Annotated in this window: 21 protein-coding genes and 3 pseudogenes; 16 read left to right on the top strand and 8 right to left on the bottom strand. The window is 34.8% G+C overall.

What is annotated here, in order from left to right; translation table 11 throughout:
* Positions 1-403: 403 nt before the first annotated feature.
* From FN924_RS13950 to FN924_RS13935, 4 genes and pseudogenes are all read left to right on the top strand, one after another.
* Positions 404-649 (top strand): annotated as a pseudogene (locus FN924_RS13950) (IS1595 family transposase); the annotation flags it as partial.
* Positions 650-1,070: 421 nt separating this feature from the next.
* Complete coding sequence (locus tag FN924_RS13945; protein ID WP_143895478.1) at positions 1,071-2,069, top strand: DUF2268 domain-containing putative Zn-dependent protease; 999 nt, start codon at positions 1,071-1,073, stop codon at positions 2,067-2,069.
* A gap of 161 nt (positions 2,070-2,230) precedes the next feature.
* Positions 2,231-2,530 (top strand): annotated as a pseudogene (locus tag FN924_RS13940) (ATP-binding protein); the annotation flags it as partial.
* A gap of 500 nt (positions 2,531-3,030) precedes the next feature.
* Positions 3,031-3,739 (top strand): annotated as a pseudogene (locus FN924_RS13935) (IS256 family transposase); the annotation flags it as partial.
* 115 nt (positions 3,740-3,854) lie between these two features.
* On the opposite strand, the gene FN924_RS13930 reads toward FN924_RS13935, so the two are convergent.
* From FN924_RS13930 to arr, 3 genes are all read right to left on the bottom strand, one after another.
* Entirely contained in the window at positions 3,855-4,397 is a 543-nt protein-coding gene (locus FN924_RS13930; RefSeq protein ID WP_228409458.1) for a GNAT family N-acetyltransferase, read from the bottom strand.
* Between the two features lie 247 nt (positions 4,398-4,644).
* Positions 4,645-4,725, bottom strand: a complete 81-nt coding sequence (locus FN924_RS19895) for a hypothetical protein (protein ID WP_407692021.1) — start codon at positions 4,723-4,725, stop codon at positions 4,645-4,647.
* 639 nt (positions 4,726-5,364) lie between these two features.
* On the bottom strand, positions 5,365-5,781 hold the full coding sequence (gene arr / locus FN924_RS13920; protein WP_143895476.1) for an NAD(+)--rifampin ADP-ribosyltransferase: 417 nt from the start codon (positions 5,779-5,781) through the stop codon (positions 5,365-5,367).
* A 263-nt stretch (positions 5,782-6,044) separates the two neighbouring features.
* Here arr and FN924_RS13915 point away from each other — a divergent pair, with 263 nt between their 5' ends.
* Positions 6,045-6,422: an SET domain-containing protein gene (locus FN924_RS13915; RefSeq protein ID WP_143895474.1), complete on the top strand. Its 378-nt coding sequence runs from the start codon at positions 6,045-6,047 to the stop codon at positions 6,420-6,422.
* A 297-nt stretch (positions 6,423-6,719) separates the two neighbouring features.
* Positions 6,720-7,091: a hypothetical protein gene (locus FN924_RS13910; RefSeq protein WP_143895472.1), complete on the top strand. Its 372-nt coding sequence runs from the start codon at positions 6,720-6,722 to the stop codon at positions 7,089-7,091.
* 407 nt (positions 7,092-7,498) lie between these two features.
* Here FN924_RS13910 and FN924_RS13905 read toward each other — a convergent pair whose 3' ends face one another.
* Together FN924_RS13905 and FN924_RS13900 are read right to left on the bottom strand one after the other, a co-directional pair.
* Positions 7,499-7,843: a hypothetical protein gene (locus FN924_RS13905; protein ID WP_143895470.1), complete on the bottom strand. Its 345-nt coding sequence runs from the start codon at positions 7,841-7,843 to the stop codon at positions 7,499-7,501.
* 294 nt (positions 7,844-8,137) lie between these two features.
* Positions 8,138-8,365 (bottom strand): hypothetical protein, encoded by a 228-nt coding sequence (locus FN924_RS13900; RefSeq protein ID WP_228409456.1) that lies wholly within the window; start codon positions 8,363-8,365, stop codon positions 8,138-8,140.
* 265 nt (positions 8,366-8,630) lie between these two features.
* Between FN924_RS13900 and FN924_RS13895 the strand changes: the two genes are divergently transcribed.
* The 5 genes from FN924_RS13895 to FN924_RS13875 all read left to right on the top strand — a co-directional run bounded on the left by FN924_RS13895 (position 8,631) and on the right by FN924_RS13875 (position 11,546).
* Positions 8,631-8,948 (top strand): PadR family transcriptional regulator, encoded by a 318-nt coding sequence (locus tag FN924_RS13895; protein WP_143895465.1) that lies wholly within the window; start codon positions 8,631-8,633, stop codon positions 8,946-8,948.
* On the top strand, positions 8,935-9,501 hold the full coding sequence (locus tag FN924_RS13890) for a DUF2812 domain-containing protein (RefSeq protein WP_143895463.1): 567 nt from the start codon (positions 8,935-8,937) through the stop codon (positions 9,499-9,501). Before FN924_RS13895 ends, FN924_RS13890 begins: the two co-directional genes overlap by 14 nt.
* Before the next feature lie 195 nt (positions 9,502-9,696).
* Positions 9,697-9,822 (top strand): MerR family DNA-binding transcriptional regulator, encoded by a 126-nt coding sequence (locus FN924_RS13885; protein WP_143895461.1) that lies wholly within the window; start codon positions 9,697-9,699, stop codon positions 9,820-9,822.
* The gene (locus FN924_RS13880) at positions 9,815-10,306 is read left to right on the top strand and encodes a hypothetical protein (protein ID WP_143895459.1); all 492 of its coding nucleotides are present in this window, start codon (positions 9,815-9,817) and stop codon (positions 10,304-10,306) included. Before FN924_RS13885 ends, FN924_RS13880 begins: the two co-directional genes overlap by 8 nt.
* A 154-nt stretch (positions 10,307-10,460) precedes the next feature.
* On the top strand, positions 10,461-11,546 hold the full coding sequence (locus tag FN924_RS13875; protein ID WP_228409455.1) for a TDT family transporter: 1,086 nt from the start codon (positions 10,461-10,463) through the stop codon (positions 11,544-11,546).
* 375 nt (positions 11,547-11,921) lie between these two features.
* Here the strand turns inward: FN924_RS13875 and FN924_RS13870 are convergent, their stop codons facing one another.
* Complete coding sequence (locus FN924_RS13870) at positions 11,922-12,170, bottom strand: hypothetical protein (RefSeq protein WP_143895455.1); 249 nt, start codon at positions 12,168-12,170, stop codon at positions 11,922-11,924.
* Positions 12,171-12,738: 568 nt separating this feature from the next.
* Between FN924_RS13870 and FN924_RS13865 the strand changes: the two genes are divergently transcribed.
* Entirely contained in the window at positions 12,739-13,722 is a 984-nt protein-coding gene (locus FN924_RS13865; RefSeq protein ID WP_143895453.1) for a tRNA dihydrouridine synthase, read from the top strand.
* Positions 13,723-14,252: 530 nt separating this feature from the next.
* On the opposite strand, the gene FN924_RS19760 is transcribed toward FN924_RS13865, so the two are convergent.
* Positions 14,253-14,462, bottom strand: a complete 210-nt coding sequence (locus tag FN924_RS19760; RefSeq protein WP_323368614.1) for a GyrI-like domain-containing protein — start codon at positions 14,460-14,462, stop codon at positions 14,253-14,255.
* A 16-nt stretch (positions 14,463-14,478) separates the two neighbouring features.
* The gene (locus FN924_RS19755; RefSeq protein ID WP_323368613.1) at positions 14,479-14,730 is read right to left on the bottom strand and encodes a hypothetical protein; all 252 of its coding nucleotides are present in this window, start codon (positions 14,728-14,730) and stop codon (positions 14,479-14,481) included.
* 180 nt (positions 14,731-14,910) lie between these two features.
* Between FN924_RS19755 and FN924_RS13855 the strand changes: the two genes are divergently transcribed.
* The 4 genes from FN924_RS13855 (at position 14,911) to FN924_RS13845 (ending at position 17,365) form a co-directional block, all read left to right on the top strand.
* A complete protein-coding gene (locus tag FN924_RS13855) occupies positions 14,911-15,042 on the top strand; it encodes a YuzL family protein (RefSeq protein ID WP_143895451.1) in 132 nt (43 codons plus the stop codon).
* 213 nt (positions 15,043-15,255) lie between these two features.
* Complete coding sequence (locus FN924_RS13850; RefSeq protein WP_143895450.1) at positions 15,256-16,149, top strand: DMT family transporter; 894 nt, start codon at positions 15,256-15,258, stop codon at positions 16,147-16,149.
* Between the two features lie 176 nt (positions 16,150-16,325).
* Positions 16,326-16,580: a hypothetical protein gene (locus tag FN924_RS19750; protein ID WP_407692020.1), complete on the top strand. Its 255-nt coding sequence runs from the start codon at positions 16,326-16,328 to the stop codon at positions 16,578-16,580.
* Positions 16,523-17,365, top strand: a complete 843-nt coding sequence (locus tag FN924_RS13845) for a nucleotidyltransferase (protein WP_143895448.1) — start codon at positions 16,523-16,525, stop codon at positions 17,363-17,365. Before FN924_RS19750 ends, FN924_RS13845 begins: the two co-directional genes overlap by 58 nt.
* Positions 17,366-17,379: the final 14 nt, after the last annotated feature.

The following is a 17,379-nucleotide window of genomic DNA, read 5'->3' as shown; positions in this document are numbered from 1 at the left end:
CCACATGCCACCATTAAACAGGCACCTATAATCGACGCTCCAATGCCATAGCGTTTTTCATACTTAGTTGCAATAAAAGCCCCTAAAAGGGCACCGACACTTCCAACGCCTAACACTATTCCAATTTGGGTCGGATTTAGGTTTAGTATATTGACTATAAAAAGCATATAAACAGCATCGAAAGCTGTTCGAAAAAAATTCAAGGTAGCAGTTGATAGTGATATTGACCTAAGAATCGGATGCTTTACCAGCATTTTTAACCCTTCCCCAATACTACTTTCGGCAGCATCGTATCAATCCACAAAATGTTGTTTGCTTTCTCCTGGAAGAAATCGAGACTTTTTGTCCCTTTACATTAACGAGAATAGAATTTAACGATTTCTTCTTCTTAATTGAACATAATGGATTGTATCATATTCAAAATGTTAATAATTATCACAGCTGTTTGAAAGGTTAGTTGCAAAGATTTAATAGTGTGGCAACTAAATACCTCGACCATTATTTGAATTGGTTTTGATTGTTAGATACAGTAAAATATCGAAATGATAATGAAACTGTTAAAAAGATGATACTGGAAAGTTCAACGATTCAAAACTTCTCATACGAATATAAGCATTCCTCGTATAAATTTCTTGTAGAAAACAATTAATTTTATATCAACTATATCAACTATATCAACTATATCAGTTATATCAGTTATGTCGTTATGTCAGTTATATGGTAAAATTTAGTTAAATATTTTTATGGTAGGAGGTACACAATTGAAGTAATATTAACAAGTATTTTTTCAGCTATGATTATATTCATTACTGAATGGAAATAGGGTTCATTGAATACAGAATAACAGTATTATAGTCCATGAGTTCTCCTTTCGGCAAAATTTTAAGGGTTTTTATAGAAGTATGAACTTGGTGAGATTCACAATGCTTGGATAAACTATTATTTCCTTAGCATTTTAGATTATTATGTGTGCAACGCTAGTAGAAAAATAAAAGAGTAGGTTTATTACTCAATTTAAATAAGATAGTACAATTAAAAGTGTTAAATTTATAATAGTAGGAGTTATCTAATTGAAGAAAAAGTGGTTAGTTCTTATGTGGTTGTGGTTACCTTCCTTATTATTACTAGGGTGTACAAATGAAAATTCAAACGGAAAAACGGAAGTTAAAACATCTCCGGACGTACCTGTTACATTTGAATATAAGCAGCAAGAGTATGAGATTCGAAATTTCTATGATGAGTTGCTGGAATATGCAGAGAAGGCGGATAGTCAATCGGATCAGTTAAATGAGATTTATCGAGAACATGTACTTGAGCCGTTTAGAATTCATGCTTTCGGGGAGATGGGGGGGTATTCAGCCATAAGTTCTTGGCATTTTGCCCCACCTGAGGATATCAAAGAGTTGGAAGAGGACATAAAGGCTTTAAAGAAAAGGAAAAACAAGATTAATACATTAATAATAGAAGCTCTTAAAGAATCAGCCGACAAATTACCACCAGATGAAGGGAAGACCATATATCTTTTCCCTGCTAATTATTCGGTCCCTGGACTTTCGTATTCGTTACCTCTGATGGGTGGGGTTACAGGGCGTGTGTGGAATGAAGACTTTGTATTCTTCCGTCTTGATCCTTCCTTTGAAAAGGAATCTCTCCAGTATATGATAGCCCATGAATATCATCACACAGTGAATTTTGAAAAATCCAAGGAAAACCATTCAGAAACGTTATTGGAAGCAGTTATGATAGAAGGAAAAGCAGAACTATTTGCAGAAACGGTTTATCCAGATGTTGAAGTTTCTTGGAGCAAACCATTTATCTCACAGCAATCTGAACAAAAGGTTTGGAACTACCTCAAAGAAAATCAAAACTTAACAAATGTGGAGATTAAAAGTGAGTTCACTAATGGTAATCCACGGAAAAATCTCCCTCAATGGTCTTTGTACCGGATAGGAAAACGTATAATGGAAATTTTCGTAGATAACAATCCTGATATATCGATACAGGATTGGACAAAATTGCCTGCTAGAGAAATCCTTTCGAAAAGTAAGTATGAAGAAAAATTTAAATAAACTTCAATCTAGTGGCTGAATCTTTAGGGTTATAGTCAATCTACTTTAAAAAAAGTATGATGAATGGGCTTTGTGAATTGGATTCAGGTTTACTTATCTATTAGTTCTGGGGTATTGACTAAGTAAGAATTGTTGTTTCGGTTCCTCTATTAAAATGGCTTAAGTTAGAAGCCCGCTTAAAGCATTATAAGAAATATAAACTTTTAATTATCGATGAGATTGGGTATCTTCCAATTGATTCAGAGGACGCAAAGCTTTTCTTTCAGTTAATAGATTTGAGATACGAAAAGAGAAGTACGATTTTGACAACTAATGTAAGCTTTAAGAGCTGGGATGAGGTCTTTCAAGATTCAAAACTAGCAAACGCTATTCTAGATAGAATATTGCATCACGCAACAGTGGTAAACATTATTGGCAAATCCTATAGAATTAAGAATCACTTTGAGCAGGAAGATGAGTAAAAGTGTACATACTTAAATGAGCATTATTGTACATAAGTAAGTTGACATTTATAGGCAAAATTATTTAATAAAGAAATAAAGAAGAAAAGGGTACTAAATCATAAGATTGTTAAGAGTATATTTATAAAGTAAAAGTATGTAATGAGTCGAAGATAAGGTGAATAATTTATTTATATACAAAGAATAATGACGTGTTTTAGTTATAATATATGTACTAAATTCGCAATGTAACCTTGATATAAAAGTCTTTTGTCAGGGTTACATTATTTTGGTTTAAGTTGTTACATTTTTATGGTTTAAGTCACAGTCTGGGTGTGATTTCATAAGTTTTCATAAAATGAAGGTTTATGCTTGAAAGATTCCACATAGTTCGGAGTTCGGGGTCTTTTTTAATCAAAGAGACAGATTGTGAAATCTCTTTATTGCGTAGTTGACTAAATACTACGCAACAAGGAATTAAAGGGGGAGATTGTTGCATAAGAGTTCTAGTTTTTTTTAGTATGTTCACAACGATCCGTATCCAATATGAAACGAAGAAGTATGCCGTCTACACGATATTAGGCTATACCATGGAAGGAAAAAAAGACGTGCTAGGTCTTTGGTTGAATGAAACAGAAAGCAAGCGCAAATGGATGTAAATATTTGATGAAATGAAAGCTAGAGGTGTCGAAGACATCTTCTTTATTTCCATGGATGGAGTAAGTGGCCTAGAAGAGGGGGCTCGTGCTACCTTTCGTGACGTAACCGTCCAACGCTGCATGGTTCATATGATTCGCAACTCGATTAAATATGTACCAAGCAAGGATTAAAAAGCATTTACTGCTTCTTTAAAAAAGGTATATAGTGCTCCAAATCTTTCAGCCTGCCAAAGTGCTTTCGAATCCTTTAAACAACAATGGTCTGCCTATCCTGGAGCCATTGATGTATGGACAAGAAACTTTCATCATGTGGAACAACTCTAGGATCATGGAAGTGCTATTCGTAAGGTGATGTACACAACCAATGCCGTAGAAAGTATTCATTCTAGCTTCCGAAAAGTAACGAATAAAAAGGAACATTCCCTAACGAGAACGCTCTGTTAAAAGTTTTATGCGTGTGAAAGAGCTTGAAACAAAATGGAAAGACGGTCGCATTCAAAACTGGTCGATGGTCATTAATCAACTGTTAGTGCACAATCAGCTAGAAAATAGCGTTCTAAAATATATTTAACTTTCAGGACTTACACACTTCATTTGACAAGCCCGGTTTTCTTGAAATTGATGATATTTTACCTTCTTCGGAATCAGGTAGAATTGGCAAGGGTTTTTGTGATGGGTACGCACTGTTACTTCCAGTCTTCAGCCAAAAGTCCATAAATAATTTCATCTTCGAAGTGGTTATATAACCATTCTGCCTGTCTTATTATCCCTTCTTTTAAGAACCCGAAGCGTTCAGGTAAAGCTCTGCTACGTCTGTTTCCGGCAGCTATATAAACTTCAATTCGATTGAGTCCGAGTTCTGTAAATCCGTAATCTATAACTGCTTTAAATGCTCTTGACATTATCCCTTTTTGTTGAAAATTTTTGCCCAACCAATAGCCTAATTCCCCTACTCTATTAGTTTTATCGATGTCATTAAATCCAATAGTACCCGCAATTTTCCCTTCATTTATAATAGCAAACCACGTGGGATATCCACCATTTTCAACTAATCCTTCAATTTTTAATTTTATACTTTTACCTGCATCTTCTTTGTTTTTGACAGAGTCGACCCAAGTAATCCATTTTTTTAGGTGTTGTTTAGAATTATTTAATAAATTATAAAATTCCTCAATGTCGTCCTCGGTAAACATTCTTAAAGAAACTTCTTCATCAATTATGTGTCTCAATATATTTTTTCCTTTCCGTAAGTATTTTTTCATAAGTTTAGTACATTACATCCCAATTTCAATTGATTTAACACAAGTATCCAATCATTTTAGTAAGTAATTTTCCAAATAAGGCGCATAAATTTATCAATGTTTTAAATTTACATGGTGTGGGTCTAATAAATACCAGCTATTTTGAAACATGGTATTGAATCGAGTGTACTATGATATTGAATTACTTAACATGGAATTAAAAAAAGTTTGAAATTCATTTTGCATGGATACCATGTAATGCTTCTATAATAGCATGATACAAGGCATGCGTTTCTCGGTATAGTCCCTCTTTCACAATCACGTTCTTTTTTGGAGCAGTTTCAATAGCCGCAACTATCTTGTTTAGCTTCCATGGATCCCACTCTCCCAACACAAGATTGCCAGTTTGCTTGTTTTATCTTTTCATCGAAAGAGAGGTATCATCATCCTGAAGGATAGACAGGATGGCTAACTGTCCAATTCGAAAGTTGGGTCTATTTTTCATATACCAAGTCTCCAACCGTTTATTTAACTAATAGCTAATAACTAACCTGATTGTAAGCGCCTTCCTTATGGGTGTCAATAATAAATATAATAAAAAATCCCATTAATGGAAGAATAGTATTAAATTTAGAGTCGCTGTAAATTGGCATTGGACTACAAAATTGTCATAGGGACAGCCTTTCATACTTAGGTAGCGTTTAATAGAGAATGTTGCAGTGGCAGAAGCTACATTCAAAATCATTAAACAGAGTTTGTAAAAAGTTAGCACTATCATAGTATGAAAGAATAAAACAGAGAACTACAAATTACGTTAATAGTTTAATAACATACGCATCCACAGTACCTTTAGGCTATTTTAGCCAATATAAAGTTGAACACCCTAAGAAAACTGTTTAGTCAAGTGTAAATAGTACAGATTTACAAAATAAAAAGTCAACAAAAATATCCAGATTTAGTCAAATATGACAGCCTTTCCTTCCTCACGTAATTTTTCTAAAGAGGTAAGCATATGGTTTATCTGTTCATCGGAGTGTCTTTCCCACACACCTAATTCCGCTATTACTTTTAACGGCGATTTGGACCTATAGGAGCGTGTGGGGTTTCCTGGGAATTTTTTATCCGTTACGTTCGGATCATTTTCAAAATCACCTAGTGGTTCGACCATGTAAATCCTTTCTTTTGATTCGGATTTTGCCAATTCAGCACCCCATTTAGCTGCCTCTAATGTTGCAGTGAAATATATATGATTCGATTTTTTGTCTTGGTAATTTGATAAGTGTTGGGGTTCCAAAAGATCTCCAATATTAAGTTCTGCTTTAGTACCATGAAAGAAAGGTCCATGATCTAAGACATCCTTTTTGTCATTCATACGGATACCACCTCTTTTTACATTTGTATCTAACAGTATAGGGCAGGTACTTTACAAAGTGTAGTCTATAAATCACTTGAAATTAGTAGTATAATGTAAGTAGAATGAATCAAAGACAAAAAAGTCACCTTTAATCAGGTGGCTTTTTTTAGTTTATATCCGAATGCTAACTGGGGAGGAAAGTCTCTTTTTAAAATAAAATATGCTCCATATGTTAAACTTAATATCACCGTTAGAAAAATTATAAAAGGTAGGTGAACAACATGATTGAGGTAAAAACATCTGAACTTAGTGATGGAGAATTCAATAGAGGGGTATTTGCTACACGGGATATCCAAAAGGGAGAGCTTTTACATGCAGCCCCAGTCATTGCCTATCCAAACGATCAGCATCAATATATCGAGCAAACCATACTCGCTGATTACGCTTTTGAGTACGGGATAAATCATTCTGCTATTCTTCTTGGTTATGGAATGCTGTTTAATCATTCTTATGAGCCGAATGCAAATTATATAATTAATTTTGAAAATCATACATTTGAATTCTATGCGTACACAAATATAGAAGCAGGAGACGAGATTCTAATTAATTACAATGGCGATGTGGATGACAAAGATCCGTTATGGTTTAATCAGGACTAATAAAGGAAGTACAATTAATCTTTTTAACTACTTCCTATCGGTTATAAATGGATTATGAAGTTGTCGGACATGTACTTAAGATCATCTTCTTTAGATGATCTTTTTTTGTTGGTTTAATGTAACTAACTCCCCCGTTGACTTCTAATTTCTAGTCAGATGAGTTTTATAACCCTTATGGTGGTATAAACTGGCAAAAAAGGTTATACTATGAATAGTAAGGGAAAAAAACCCTTTGGTCTTCTGGTGTATCGGCTCGCCGGCAGAGGGTGTGAGACAATCACAGGAAGGATGACCATATTGACAGCATATTTATACCAAGCTAGAGCTGGAGATGGAATTAAAATGAAGGGGCTTAAAAGAAAGAATTCATTTTTCAATACTCCAGAGGAAGCAGTTTCAGAGGCGTTGGCACTTAAGGAAAACATGGATAAGCGGTATAAGCATGGAATACAATGGGATTACAAAGGGAAAATGGCAGGGACCGTTAAAAAATTTAAGTTTTTAAGAGGGTATTTGGAAGGTGACCGTGAAACTCCTCCTTTTTATTTACAGATTATTAAAGTAGAAAATAAACAGGATGAGTTACAAGCCATACCTCCAAATAAACCGAAGAAAGTTACGCAAAAAGATAAGACAGTGATGAACAGGGTTCTAAAAGTACTTCAATAAAGTAACTCTGATAAAAGCTGAAAATGCCATCATTATGATGGCATTTTTTTATGGAATCTAAAGGTTTTTGAGAACACTTTCCACCAATGAATCTTTGAATCAGTAATAGATGAGCGAATTCTTTTAGCGCTTGTTTTTCTGTATGAATAGAATAATGATTGATATAAGGATTGCTACAATAAGGACGATTGTGTCTCCGTATTTAAAAAAAGGGGACATTGTAGAGCCGGTGTAATCGGTATTTATATGTCTAAAAATACTAAAAATAAGCATTAATGACAGGAAAAATATGGACTGAGATAAGTTTTTGCTATAGGAATATGAACTTTTGTTTGACTTATTATTCATTATTATCTCTCCTTAAAAAATTCAGGATTCTATCTGAGGGAAAATAATTTTTTACTTATCTAATTTAGTTCTTTTACCTCAAATTTCAATCGATCTATATCCCAGACATCCTCCTCATAGTTTTTAATAACTTTAACCTCTATTTTTTGTCCTTCCTGATAATCTTCTGGATTTGAGACTTGAATCGTTTGTGATGTTGGCTTTTTTGCAAAATCAAAGGAATTTGTAGAATATGCTGACTCGCTAACTGTAGTCCATGCTTCAATTTCAATTTCCATATCTCCACTTTTTTCGTTAATATTTTCTATATTCCCTTGTATAAAAGTTCCCTCTTCCACCTGGGAACAACCTATCAATGTAATAGTTAACGTTGCAATAATAAAGAATACCTTACGTTTCGTCATCGGTAATCCTCCTTACAATGATTCACTAGTTATCATACCAAAAAATAACGAATTGTTGTTATGTTGATTTCCAAAATTATGGAAGATACTCCGTGATAGAAGTCAAATACAAAAAACGATCACTTTAAAAAGTGACCGTTTCTAATGAATAGTTACTATTATAGGGTACATTAAAAGCTCCATTTATTGAGTTTAGGAACGACCGTGTAATTCTACTTCCCTCCGCTTGGACTGCTTGTCCAACATTAGTTTCAGCATCTAACACTTTTGATAATATTTCGTGATCCTTCCAGTTCAGTATGTTGTATGGGACAATTTTTCCGCAAACCATACCTCTTGATCGTCCGTAGCAAAGATCATCATGCTTCTTGAAAAATCACGTTCATTATTATAAATTTCTGTTTCAACAGCTTTTTGTAAGGATTCAATGTATTCCTCTAATTTTTTGAACCTGTTTTTCAGTCTAATTTCTCCATCTTGTTGATTGGATTGACTTAGGCCGGTATTTAAATAAAGAGACAAGACCTTCTTAGGTGCTTCCAATTTCGTATTCTTTAGTCTTTATAATTTTCCTCCTTATTGTGATAAGGCTGATTTTTACTGTTAAGTGAGCACGTCTCAACGAAATCTGCAGAATAAGAAAAGTGTAAGCTGGCTACCTTTTTGCTGGCCTTACTCACTCATTTCCCACTTTTTTTATTTGAAATGACATTGACTATTCAGTTGAACTGTATTATAGTTTTTATACAGTTGAAATATATAGTTGAACTTAATAGTGGGTGAGTGTATGAAACATAAATTATTGCCGTTGTCTGAAACCATGCATTATATTTTATTGGCTCTACGTGAGCCGCTTCACGGATATGCCGTCATGCAGAAGATAGAAAAAATGAGTAATGGTACCGTGATTTTAGCAGCTGGTACCTTATACGGTGCAATTGAAAACTTGACTAAACATGGATGGATTGAATCTGTTGGAAATTCGGGGCGAAGAAAAATGTATTTGATAACCAATGAAGGAAGTGCCGTTTTAAAAATGGAACGAGAAAGACTTTTGCATATTTTATCCTTGTATGAAGGAAGTGAATCTAATGAAGAGGTTTAAAGTGTTTTTTAATATTGAAAAAGAACAACAGTGGCTAAACGAGCAGTTACAAAAAGGACATCGTTGTACAAATATTAGTGGATTAGGAATATATACATTTGAAAAAACGGATAAGAGATATGTGATGCGACTTGATTATCAAGATTATTTACCTAAGAAAAAGTTTGTGGAATACAAAGGATTATACGAAGATTTTGGCTGGAATTATATAAAGGGACCATGGCTAAGTGGAATACGGTATTGGCAAAAAGAAGATGATGGTCAAAATGAAATTTTTTCAGATCGCCAATCCTACGCTAATTATTATAAAAGACTAATGAAATATTCCTTTTGGTTGGGTACGCTGTGTTTGGCTTATTCATTTATGCTATACAGTGATTCGGCATTATACCATGAGGCTCTTTGGAGTATGCAAGGTGCGTTATTTTGGAAAGCACTTTTATTTGAAACTCCATTTGTCCTTTTGAAGTTGTTACCTGCCCTTATGGTTGTTTTTTCAGGTGGAAGTTATTATAAAGCTTATCAAAACTATTCAATATTAATGGAAAAATAGGGCGATAAGGTTACGTATGAACTTGATTAAATAAAACTAAAAGTAGTTGGGGATATTGTATCTACCACAATTGGGCGCTTTTCTTCAAAAGAATGCGTCTTTTTATATTACTCCGATTTAGGCTCATATCACCCAAATCTTGCTATTGACGTAACGTCAAGTGATATAGTTCAAAAGGAAAGGGAGTGAGGACAAATGACAATGGAGAAAAAATACTCTATTGGAGAATTTGCAAAGCTAACAGGAATTACGGAACGAACATTGCCTCATTATGATCAGATACAGCTCAGAATACACAGAACATGGACATCGGGTGTATAACGATAAATCCATTGCCCAGCTTCAAAAAAACATTGCAGGACCAGAGGACGTCGATTCTGATTCATTACTTATACTTATCCATGCCTTGAAAAATGAAGAAGCACGAAGCAACTGGATAAAGAAGCATGCGGGTGATTCGGTGTATAATAAGCTACATTCATACACGGCACAACTTGAAATGGATAAGGAAATGCCCACGTGGACTAGTAAAATGAAGCGCTTCATACAAGAAGGAAAAGCGCCTAATGATCCTGAAGTACTCAAACATACCGAAGCCATGGTGGAGATTATGAAGTCTAAAGTTGTACCGCTTTTAAATGATGAAACGAAGAAGCAGCTCTTAGGTGATGAAACAAAGGAACAGTACGATAATAATGATGATTCTTATAAGGATCCTAATCCTTATTTATTTCCTAGTGCTTTTAATAAAGAAGAGGAGAAGTTTATGGAAAAGGTTGTTGAGGAGCTGATAAACAAAAAATAAGCCTTAATCGGAAATCGTGACGTTAGCCAAGTAGTTCTTCCCAAAACAGTTACTTAAGAGTAATCCTACCCTTTGCTTACTTTTTATTAGGTGGAAATTACTTTTGATGGTAAAATTAAAACCCATTAAATAATTTGCGCATAGGTGATTTGGATTGCTCTTTTTTGTATTATTAATCTTTTTATGTGTACTCTTGATTGCATTTTTTTGGTTTAGAGGAATTTATATAATTACCTCTACTATGGCTGCAGTTATGGCAATTGGAATCATTACACAGGGGGTTGTGACTAATTACTTCGGTTCAGAGTATATTAGTGGTTTTGGTAAACTATTAAGTATTTTCAATATTTCTTTGTGGATTGCTTTCTTATTTTCCTTGATTCTGTCCATTCAAAGTAATCAGTTCAGAAGTATCCATTATGAAAATCCTATTAATCGATTTGGTATTGGAACCTGGATAGCCGCCACTTCAATTTGTAGCATATTAATATATAGAAACTTCCCGGGATGGATTTCACTGGTCACATACATTACCATCATAAATAGTATATTATGGATTACCTACATGGTGATAAGTATATTCGCACTTAGAGACATATGCAGGTTGAAATTTACGAACAAGGTTCATGGAATTTTACTGTTGACTACGGTTAGTACACAATCCCTCGTATTACTATTAAATACAATTTATAAAGGGGATATGATACTTTATATAAGTATCTCCTTAGTATTGACGGGAATCGGGTTTTATTTTGTATGTGTAGCATTCATTCTAAAGCGGTATTTACAAAACTTTAAGAATATAAATATTGAAGAGGAATGGAAAAATACGAACTGTATTTTGCATGGCGCTGTATCGATAACCGGACTTGCTTGTATTTTTACAAATGTTGTTCAGGAATCCATTATTACGCTAATATGGGTAGTCTCCGCCACTATTTTTCTCATTGTGGAATTAGTTGAGATATTTAGGCTTATTAAGCGGGTTAAACGATTTGGGCTATCAAAGGGTATTTTTATATATGATGTGACACAATGGAGCCGTTTATTTACGTTTGGTATGTTTTATACATTTACATTTAGAAGTTACTTCGGAACAGGCTTACTATCACAAATCCAATCGTTTGTTATCCAAATAGGTGTATGGTTGATTCTTTCACTTATTATATTTGAATTCATATTGAGTATTAAGGGTATAGTAATGAACCATAAGTTAAGCCATGTAAGACTAAGAGGATGACAGATTGATCAGGTGCTGGGCTTTTTTTGCGTTCTCCACAAACTAGGGCTCAGCTGAGAAGCAAGTTGTCGATGTGCCCTCCATTCATGGGGCACTACTCGTTCTTCTGTAATCTGGTTGCCCAGAATAAACCGATTTATTAAAAAAGATGCAACAAGCAGTCGGTGGCATCACATGGTCAATGAATAAGGAAAGAGATAAAGATGGTACCTAAAAGAGGCTTGACCGCCTGGCCAAGCCTCCAATTTTTTTGTTATTACTCCTTCAAGGTTCATTATTCCAATCCCACTTGATTCTTAGAAACAGCTTTATTATCTACAAAGGTTATCGATACAAATTTCTTCTCTAATACATCGTATGCCCACTCTGCTTCAATTAGGGTCTTTCCATCTTCTTTATGCTCCGTGTAGTTACTTGTTTTTTTCCATCGAACAGACTTATTACTTCCTTGTACGTAGTACCACTTTCCCCGTTCTCTGGATCCCCGAGAATGATGCTATCAAAATTGTCTATAGTTACAGCCTCGTTGAAAACTTTCTCTTCTTGCTGGCAGCCTACTAAAAAGAATACAAACCCTAAAACAACAAGTAGAAGGTAGGTTGATTTTTTCTTTATGAAGAACAATAAAATCTACTCCTTTAATGTTATGTATGGATTCTTATTCATTTCATACGATTGAAAGAGTAGTTTTGTTTCATAAAACCGTTCACTACACTCTTTTTATCTATATATTCTCAACCTCAGAAGCCGGAGAAGAAGTATGTTAGCTTTATTTACCTACAGATGATGGATAAAGGTTCTTCAGCTTTTAATTTTATATTCGCTGACAGTAATGGAGCCCGCACTTTCGACATCGTTTCGGATTCTTGAACTTCTATATAACGTTCTTCTGTTCCTGGTAATATTTCAAAGCTCTTCGAGATGAGGTTGTTGCACGCTAATGCTTCCTGATAAAAATGTACATATAGGTATGGCGGTAAGTAAAAATTTACTCATAGAAATCCCTCCTCTATTTATAGGACGTACAATCTCTTTTTTTTGTTTCACCAATAGACAAATAGTCGAAAATTTCTTTAGTTTGATAAAAAGTACTGAAGCATGGTATAAGTGTAAGAGGGCAAAGCTAACTTTGCTTTTTATTTTGGGGTTACATCAGATTTTCTGGTGACCCGATAATGAGAGGGTTTAAATGATGAAAGATAATTTTTGGCGTGAATTACCACGACCGTTTTTTATATTAGCACCAATGGAGGATGTAACAGATGTTGTGTTCCGACATGTAGTGAGTGAAGCTGCTAGGCCGGATGTGTTTTTTACAGAGTTTACAAATACGGAAAGCTATTGTCATCCAAATGGAATGCAAAGTGTTCGCGGCCGTTTGACTTATACAGAAGATGAACAACCGATAGTGGCGCACATTTGGGGAGACAAGCCAGAGTACTTTAGACAAATGAGTATTGGAATGGCGAAAGAAGGGTTCCGTGGTGTGGATATCAATATGGGCTGTCCTGTGAATAATGTCGCACCGAAGGGGAAGGGAAGCGGTCTTATCCGCCGTCCGGACGTTGCAGCAGAGCTTATACAAGCTGCAAAAGCAGGAGGACTACCTGTAAGCGTAAAGACAAGACTTGGTTATTCTGAGCTAGATGAATGGAAGGACTGGTTAACACACCTGTTTCAACAAGACATTGTAAACCTTTCTATTCATCTTCGTACAAGAAAAGAAATGAGCAACGTGGATGCTCATTGGGAATTGATTCCGGAGATTAAGAAGCTTCGTGATGAAGTAGCACCTGATACACTGTTGACGATTAATGGTGATATTCCAGATCGTCAAACAGGTATGGAGCTTGTTGAGAAATACGGTGTGGATGGGGTTATGATTGGACGTGGAATTTTCACCAACCCATTCGCCTTCGAAACAGAAGCAAAAGAACATAGTAGTAAGGAATTACTGGACCTGCTAAGGTTGCATCTTGATCTCTTTGATAAATACTCAACGGAATTTGAACCCCGTCCTTTTAAACCGTTACGTCGATTTTTTAAGATTTATGTCCGTGGGTTCAGAGGGGCAAGTGAATTAAGAAATCAATTGATGGATACAGAATCGACGGATGATGTTCGAGAATTGCTTGAGAGTTTTGAGCGGATGAATGTTGAAGCTAGTACTTTGTAAGGAAGATATTAGGCTTGTTTCCAAGTAAAAACAAGCTAAACCTCACTATGTTTGTTTAGCGTAATAAATAACAGAACAGGAACGGTTGGATGTTCATTTCAGCGGTTCCTGTTTGTTTGCTGATGGATATGTTCAACTAATGCATCTTTTAGTTGAAATTTTTAGTAGATGGAACAACACGCCAGATTGTTACATTATCATTAGACCGACTTTCCTACCAAGACCTGTTTCCAAAAAAAATAAAAATAGGGCCATTTTGAGGAACGAAGAGATTCGCCAAGCTTCTGGGGAATACAAATTGAATAATATATAAGATTACCCAAGACAGAAATGAAACCTCAGTAACAAACCACATCTAGGAGCCAATCCCACCTTCACTCATTCCAGCCCCAAATAAGGCCAATGCGTTAAATGACAATAACAACAGCAGGATAATAATGTTATATATATATGAAATGTTCTCTTACTTAAACTGGATCACTCCAACGAATAAAGATTCATCTTAGTTGATAAATACGAAAAAATAATGTTTATTGAATCGTATCTAACAAGTCCATATCTAAATGTTCGATATCATTCCAACGGTAATACTTTTCTATATGCCATTTTTCTTTTAGTCTTAAGCAGTTGTTTTGCTCCATCCATTTATGTAATTCTTCATATGAATTCATAATTCGATGATTGGCACCTTTATGCCTTAGTACAGCATATCTTTGCGAGGGGACTGTCAATGTTACCATGTCAGTGGGAATATCTTCATACTTCCTCCACTTGAACAGAAACCCAATACCCATCATCTTCAGCCGTTTGATTTTCTACTACAAAGGCTCCATATTGCAGTGAGGGATTTACCACCTGTTTAATTTCCTTGATACGTTCGCTAAGCTTTTGTGAGGCTTTTGGAATTTCTGTTATGTATTGATCACCAGGACATAATACTCGAAAGCCAACTAATTTAAGTTCATCAAGTTCAATAATTTTCTTCTCCATTTCAGTTGTTTCTACCATTTTAATCACTCCTTTACATGTATAGTTTCTACATAAACAGGCACTTCCCTTCTTTTATGGACCTACTGAGAAATTATATGAGTCTTTGATTTAGAACAATAATGTTTATCCATTTTTCAAAAAAGATGAAATAACATAACAATTTATGTCTTAGGAATACTAAGCTTGGAGGTGAAAACAATGCCAAAAAGAAAATCGAATCCAGCAGTAAATGGTTTAGGTTCATCTGAAACAAAAGGGCAAGGAACAACGGTAAGGGAAACGGGGAGAGAGAAGGCAGATTCTTCTAGAAATAAACAAAAGCGTTATTAGGTTTGTTTATTTAGTAATCTGATTTTAGAGAAACTTGTTAGAAGGATGTCCGAATAATTGGGCATCCCCTTTTTTGTTTTTTCCTCTTTATAATGGAATGGACGAAAGTAAAATACATTTCATATGAATCGGATACATGTTAACATGCTAACCAGTGACTAAAAATTGGATTGAAAATATAAAGGAGGTCTTCGTATTTACCCATATCTATTAATGGTTTTTGTCGTTATTTTTTACGCAGGAAACATACTTGTTGGTAAGATGATAAGTGACTTGCCTCCTTTTACAATTGCGTGTATTCGATTAATCATCGCTTTTGTTATTTTGATTCCTATAGCGGCTAAATCTGCATGGAGGTATCGCTTTTCATTTTTGGAGCATAAAGGCCCTTTATTTATTATGACTGTTACTGGAGTCACGTTTTTTAATACATTTATTTATGGTGCATTGCAATTTACGACGGCTACAAACGTATCTGTATTAGAAACGGTTATTCCAGTTATGACGGTCATCTTAAGCATTACTTTTTTAAAAGAAAGACTGAATGGAAGTCAATGGATTGGGATTATAGTGTCTTTTATAGGAGCTATATGGGTCGTAATGAACGGAAGGATTACTGAATTAGCTTCGATAGACTGGAATATTGGGGATGGTATCATGATCGGAGCTATTTTGTCCTGGGCGATTTATTCTATTTACGTAAAAAAGTACATGCATTTATTTCCTTCCTTTGCTTCCCTTTTCGTTATGACTGGGATTTCGGTGATTCTATTATGTCCTATTGTTCTAATAGAATGGTTTATGTTAGGAATTCCTACATTTAGTTTTCCTAATCATCTCGTTTCCTTCATGTATCTAGGGATATTTCCATCCTTCATCGCATTAGTGTTTTATAACCGTGCCGTTGAATTACTTACTCCAGCAAAAGCTTCCTTATTCTTGAACTTTTTGCCTGTCGTAACCATGATAGGGTCTTATTTCTGGTTAGGTGAGACATTAAGTTTAATGAAAGTATTCGGTTCTTTTCTAGTAATTTGTGGTGTATTGGTTACGACACAGTTTAAGGGAAAACGTACAAATGTTGTTGAATATAAAAAAATAAGCTAGGAAAATCTATTAAGCTAGAATCAGCGCGTCAATCCATGAAGGGATTGGCGCATTTTTGTTGAATTCTTTATTCTAACGAGGAGAAATATAGAATTCGGACTACTTAAGAATCAAGATTTCATTGTATGTAAAAAGGTTAAAAAGGGACCTATGCCGTTTTAGAATACAATGGAGATATTGATCGCGCTGGTACTGCTTATGACGAGTTGTATGAATGGATAAGCAATTCCGAATATGATCAAGTTGGTTCATTTGGGTTCGAAATGTATTCTAGAGTTCACTCCCCATCAGAACGAAAAATGGCGATTTTCTACTGCATTTTCTGGTTAGACATACAAAATTGTAGTAATGGAAAGCCAAAAGGAGAGATACGTTGCCTCATATTAAAAATATTGGTCGTTTTTGTTCAACGGATACGAATGGTTTCCTAATAAACGACTCCAGCAAAAAGAATATTAAAACGGAATTCTATAATCTAGTAGAAGATGTGATAGAAGGTTACCGAAAGCATTTAGGCTCTGATTTACATAGTGTCTATATTAGGGGGTCAATACCCCGCGGATTAGGCATAAAGGGTGTATCAGACTTAGATACAATTGCAATCACAAATAAAAAGATAAGTAGAATGGAATTAACATGGGTAGATAAAACGGAACGAGAATTAAACATAAAGTATCCGGATGTAAATGGAGTGGAGTTTAGTTTCTATTGCTTGAAAGATATATTAGAAACCAGTCATTTTTCTATCATACCATTTATGATTAAAACTCATAGCGTTTGTGTGTATGGAGAAAATGTAAGTTTACAATTACCTGATTATAAAGCGGATAAAACAGTTGGTAACGATCATCTTGTGAACTTGAAAAAACAAATTCAACAAGCAAAGGATGATCTTGAAGGGAATGAAGACAAGGAAGATATTCTGGATTGTTGTGGATGGATTATGAAAATCATTGTCCGGGCAGGGCTAGCACTTGTAATAGAGAAAGAAAACAAATACACAAGAGACTTATACCCGGCATATAGATTATTTTCTAAACATTATCCAGAGCAGGAGCTTAACATGAAAAAAGCCGTTCATTATGCGATTAATCCGACCATGGATACGACTGTTATTCTTGAGTTTTTAAATGAAATGGGGGAATGGATGATCAATGAGTCTGAAAAATGGTTGCAAGATTACAATCCTAACAGGGTGAGTCATCTAACATTATAGGAGTAAATAAAGGG

It is taken from the genome of Radiobacillus deserti, assembly GCF_007301515.1.
GTDB classification, from domain to species: Bacteria; Bacillota; Bacilli; order Bacillales; family Amphibacillaceae; genus Radiobacillus; species Radiobacillus deserti.
Note: the sequence above shows the minus strand (reverse complement) of the source record. Positions and strands in the feature narration are given on the sequence as shown.

Bases quoted from the DNA above. Each gene is read 5' to 3' on its own strand.
- FN924_RS13885 (WP_143895461.1), top strand. From the start codon at position 9,697: ATGACAATGGAGAAAAAATACTCTATTGGAGAATTTGCAAAGCTAACA.
- FN924_RS13905 (WP_143895470.1), bottom strand. From the start codon at position 7,843: ATGACGAAACGTAAGGTATTCTTTATTATTGCAACGTTAACTATTACA.
- FN924_RS13895 (WP_143895465.1), top strand. From the start codon at position 8,631: ATGAAACATAAATTATTGCCGTTGTCTGAAACCATGCATTATATTTTA.
- FN924_RS19760 (WP_323368614.1), bottom strand. From the start codon at position 14,462: ATGGTAACATTGACAGTCCCCTCGCAAAGATATGCTGTACTAAGGCAT.
- FN924_RS13850 (WP_143895450.1), top strand. From the start codon at position 15,256: ATGGTTTTTGTCGTTATTTTTTACGCAGGAAACATACTTGTTGGTAAG.
- FN924_RS13865 (WP_143895453.1), top strand. From the start codon at position 12,739: ATGAAAGATAATTTTTGGCGTGAATTACCACGACCGTTTTTTATATTA.
- FN924_RS13855 (WP_143895451.1), top strand. From the start codon at position 14,911: ATGCCAAAAAGAAAATCGAATCCAGCAGTAAATGGTTTAGGTTCATCT.
- FN924_RS13915 (WP_143895474.1), top strand. From the start codon at position 6,045: ATGATTGAGGTAAAAACATCTGAACTTAGTGATGGAGAATTCAATAGA.
- FN924_RS13890 (WP_143895463.1), top strand. From the start codon at position 8,935: ATGAAGAGGTTTAAAGTGTTTTTTAATATTGAAAAAGAACAACAGTGG.
- arr (WP_143895476.1), bottom strand. From the start codon at position 5,781: ATGAATGACAAAAAGGATGTCTTAGATCATGGACCTTTCTTTCATGGT.
- FN924_RS19755 (WP_323368613.1), bottom strand. From the start codon at position 14,730: ATGGTAGAAACAACTGAAATGGAGAAGAAAATTATTGAACTTGATGAA.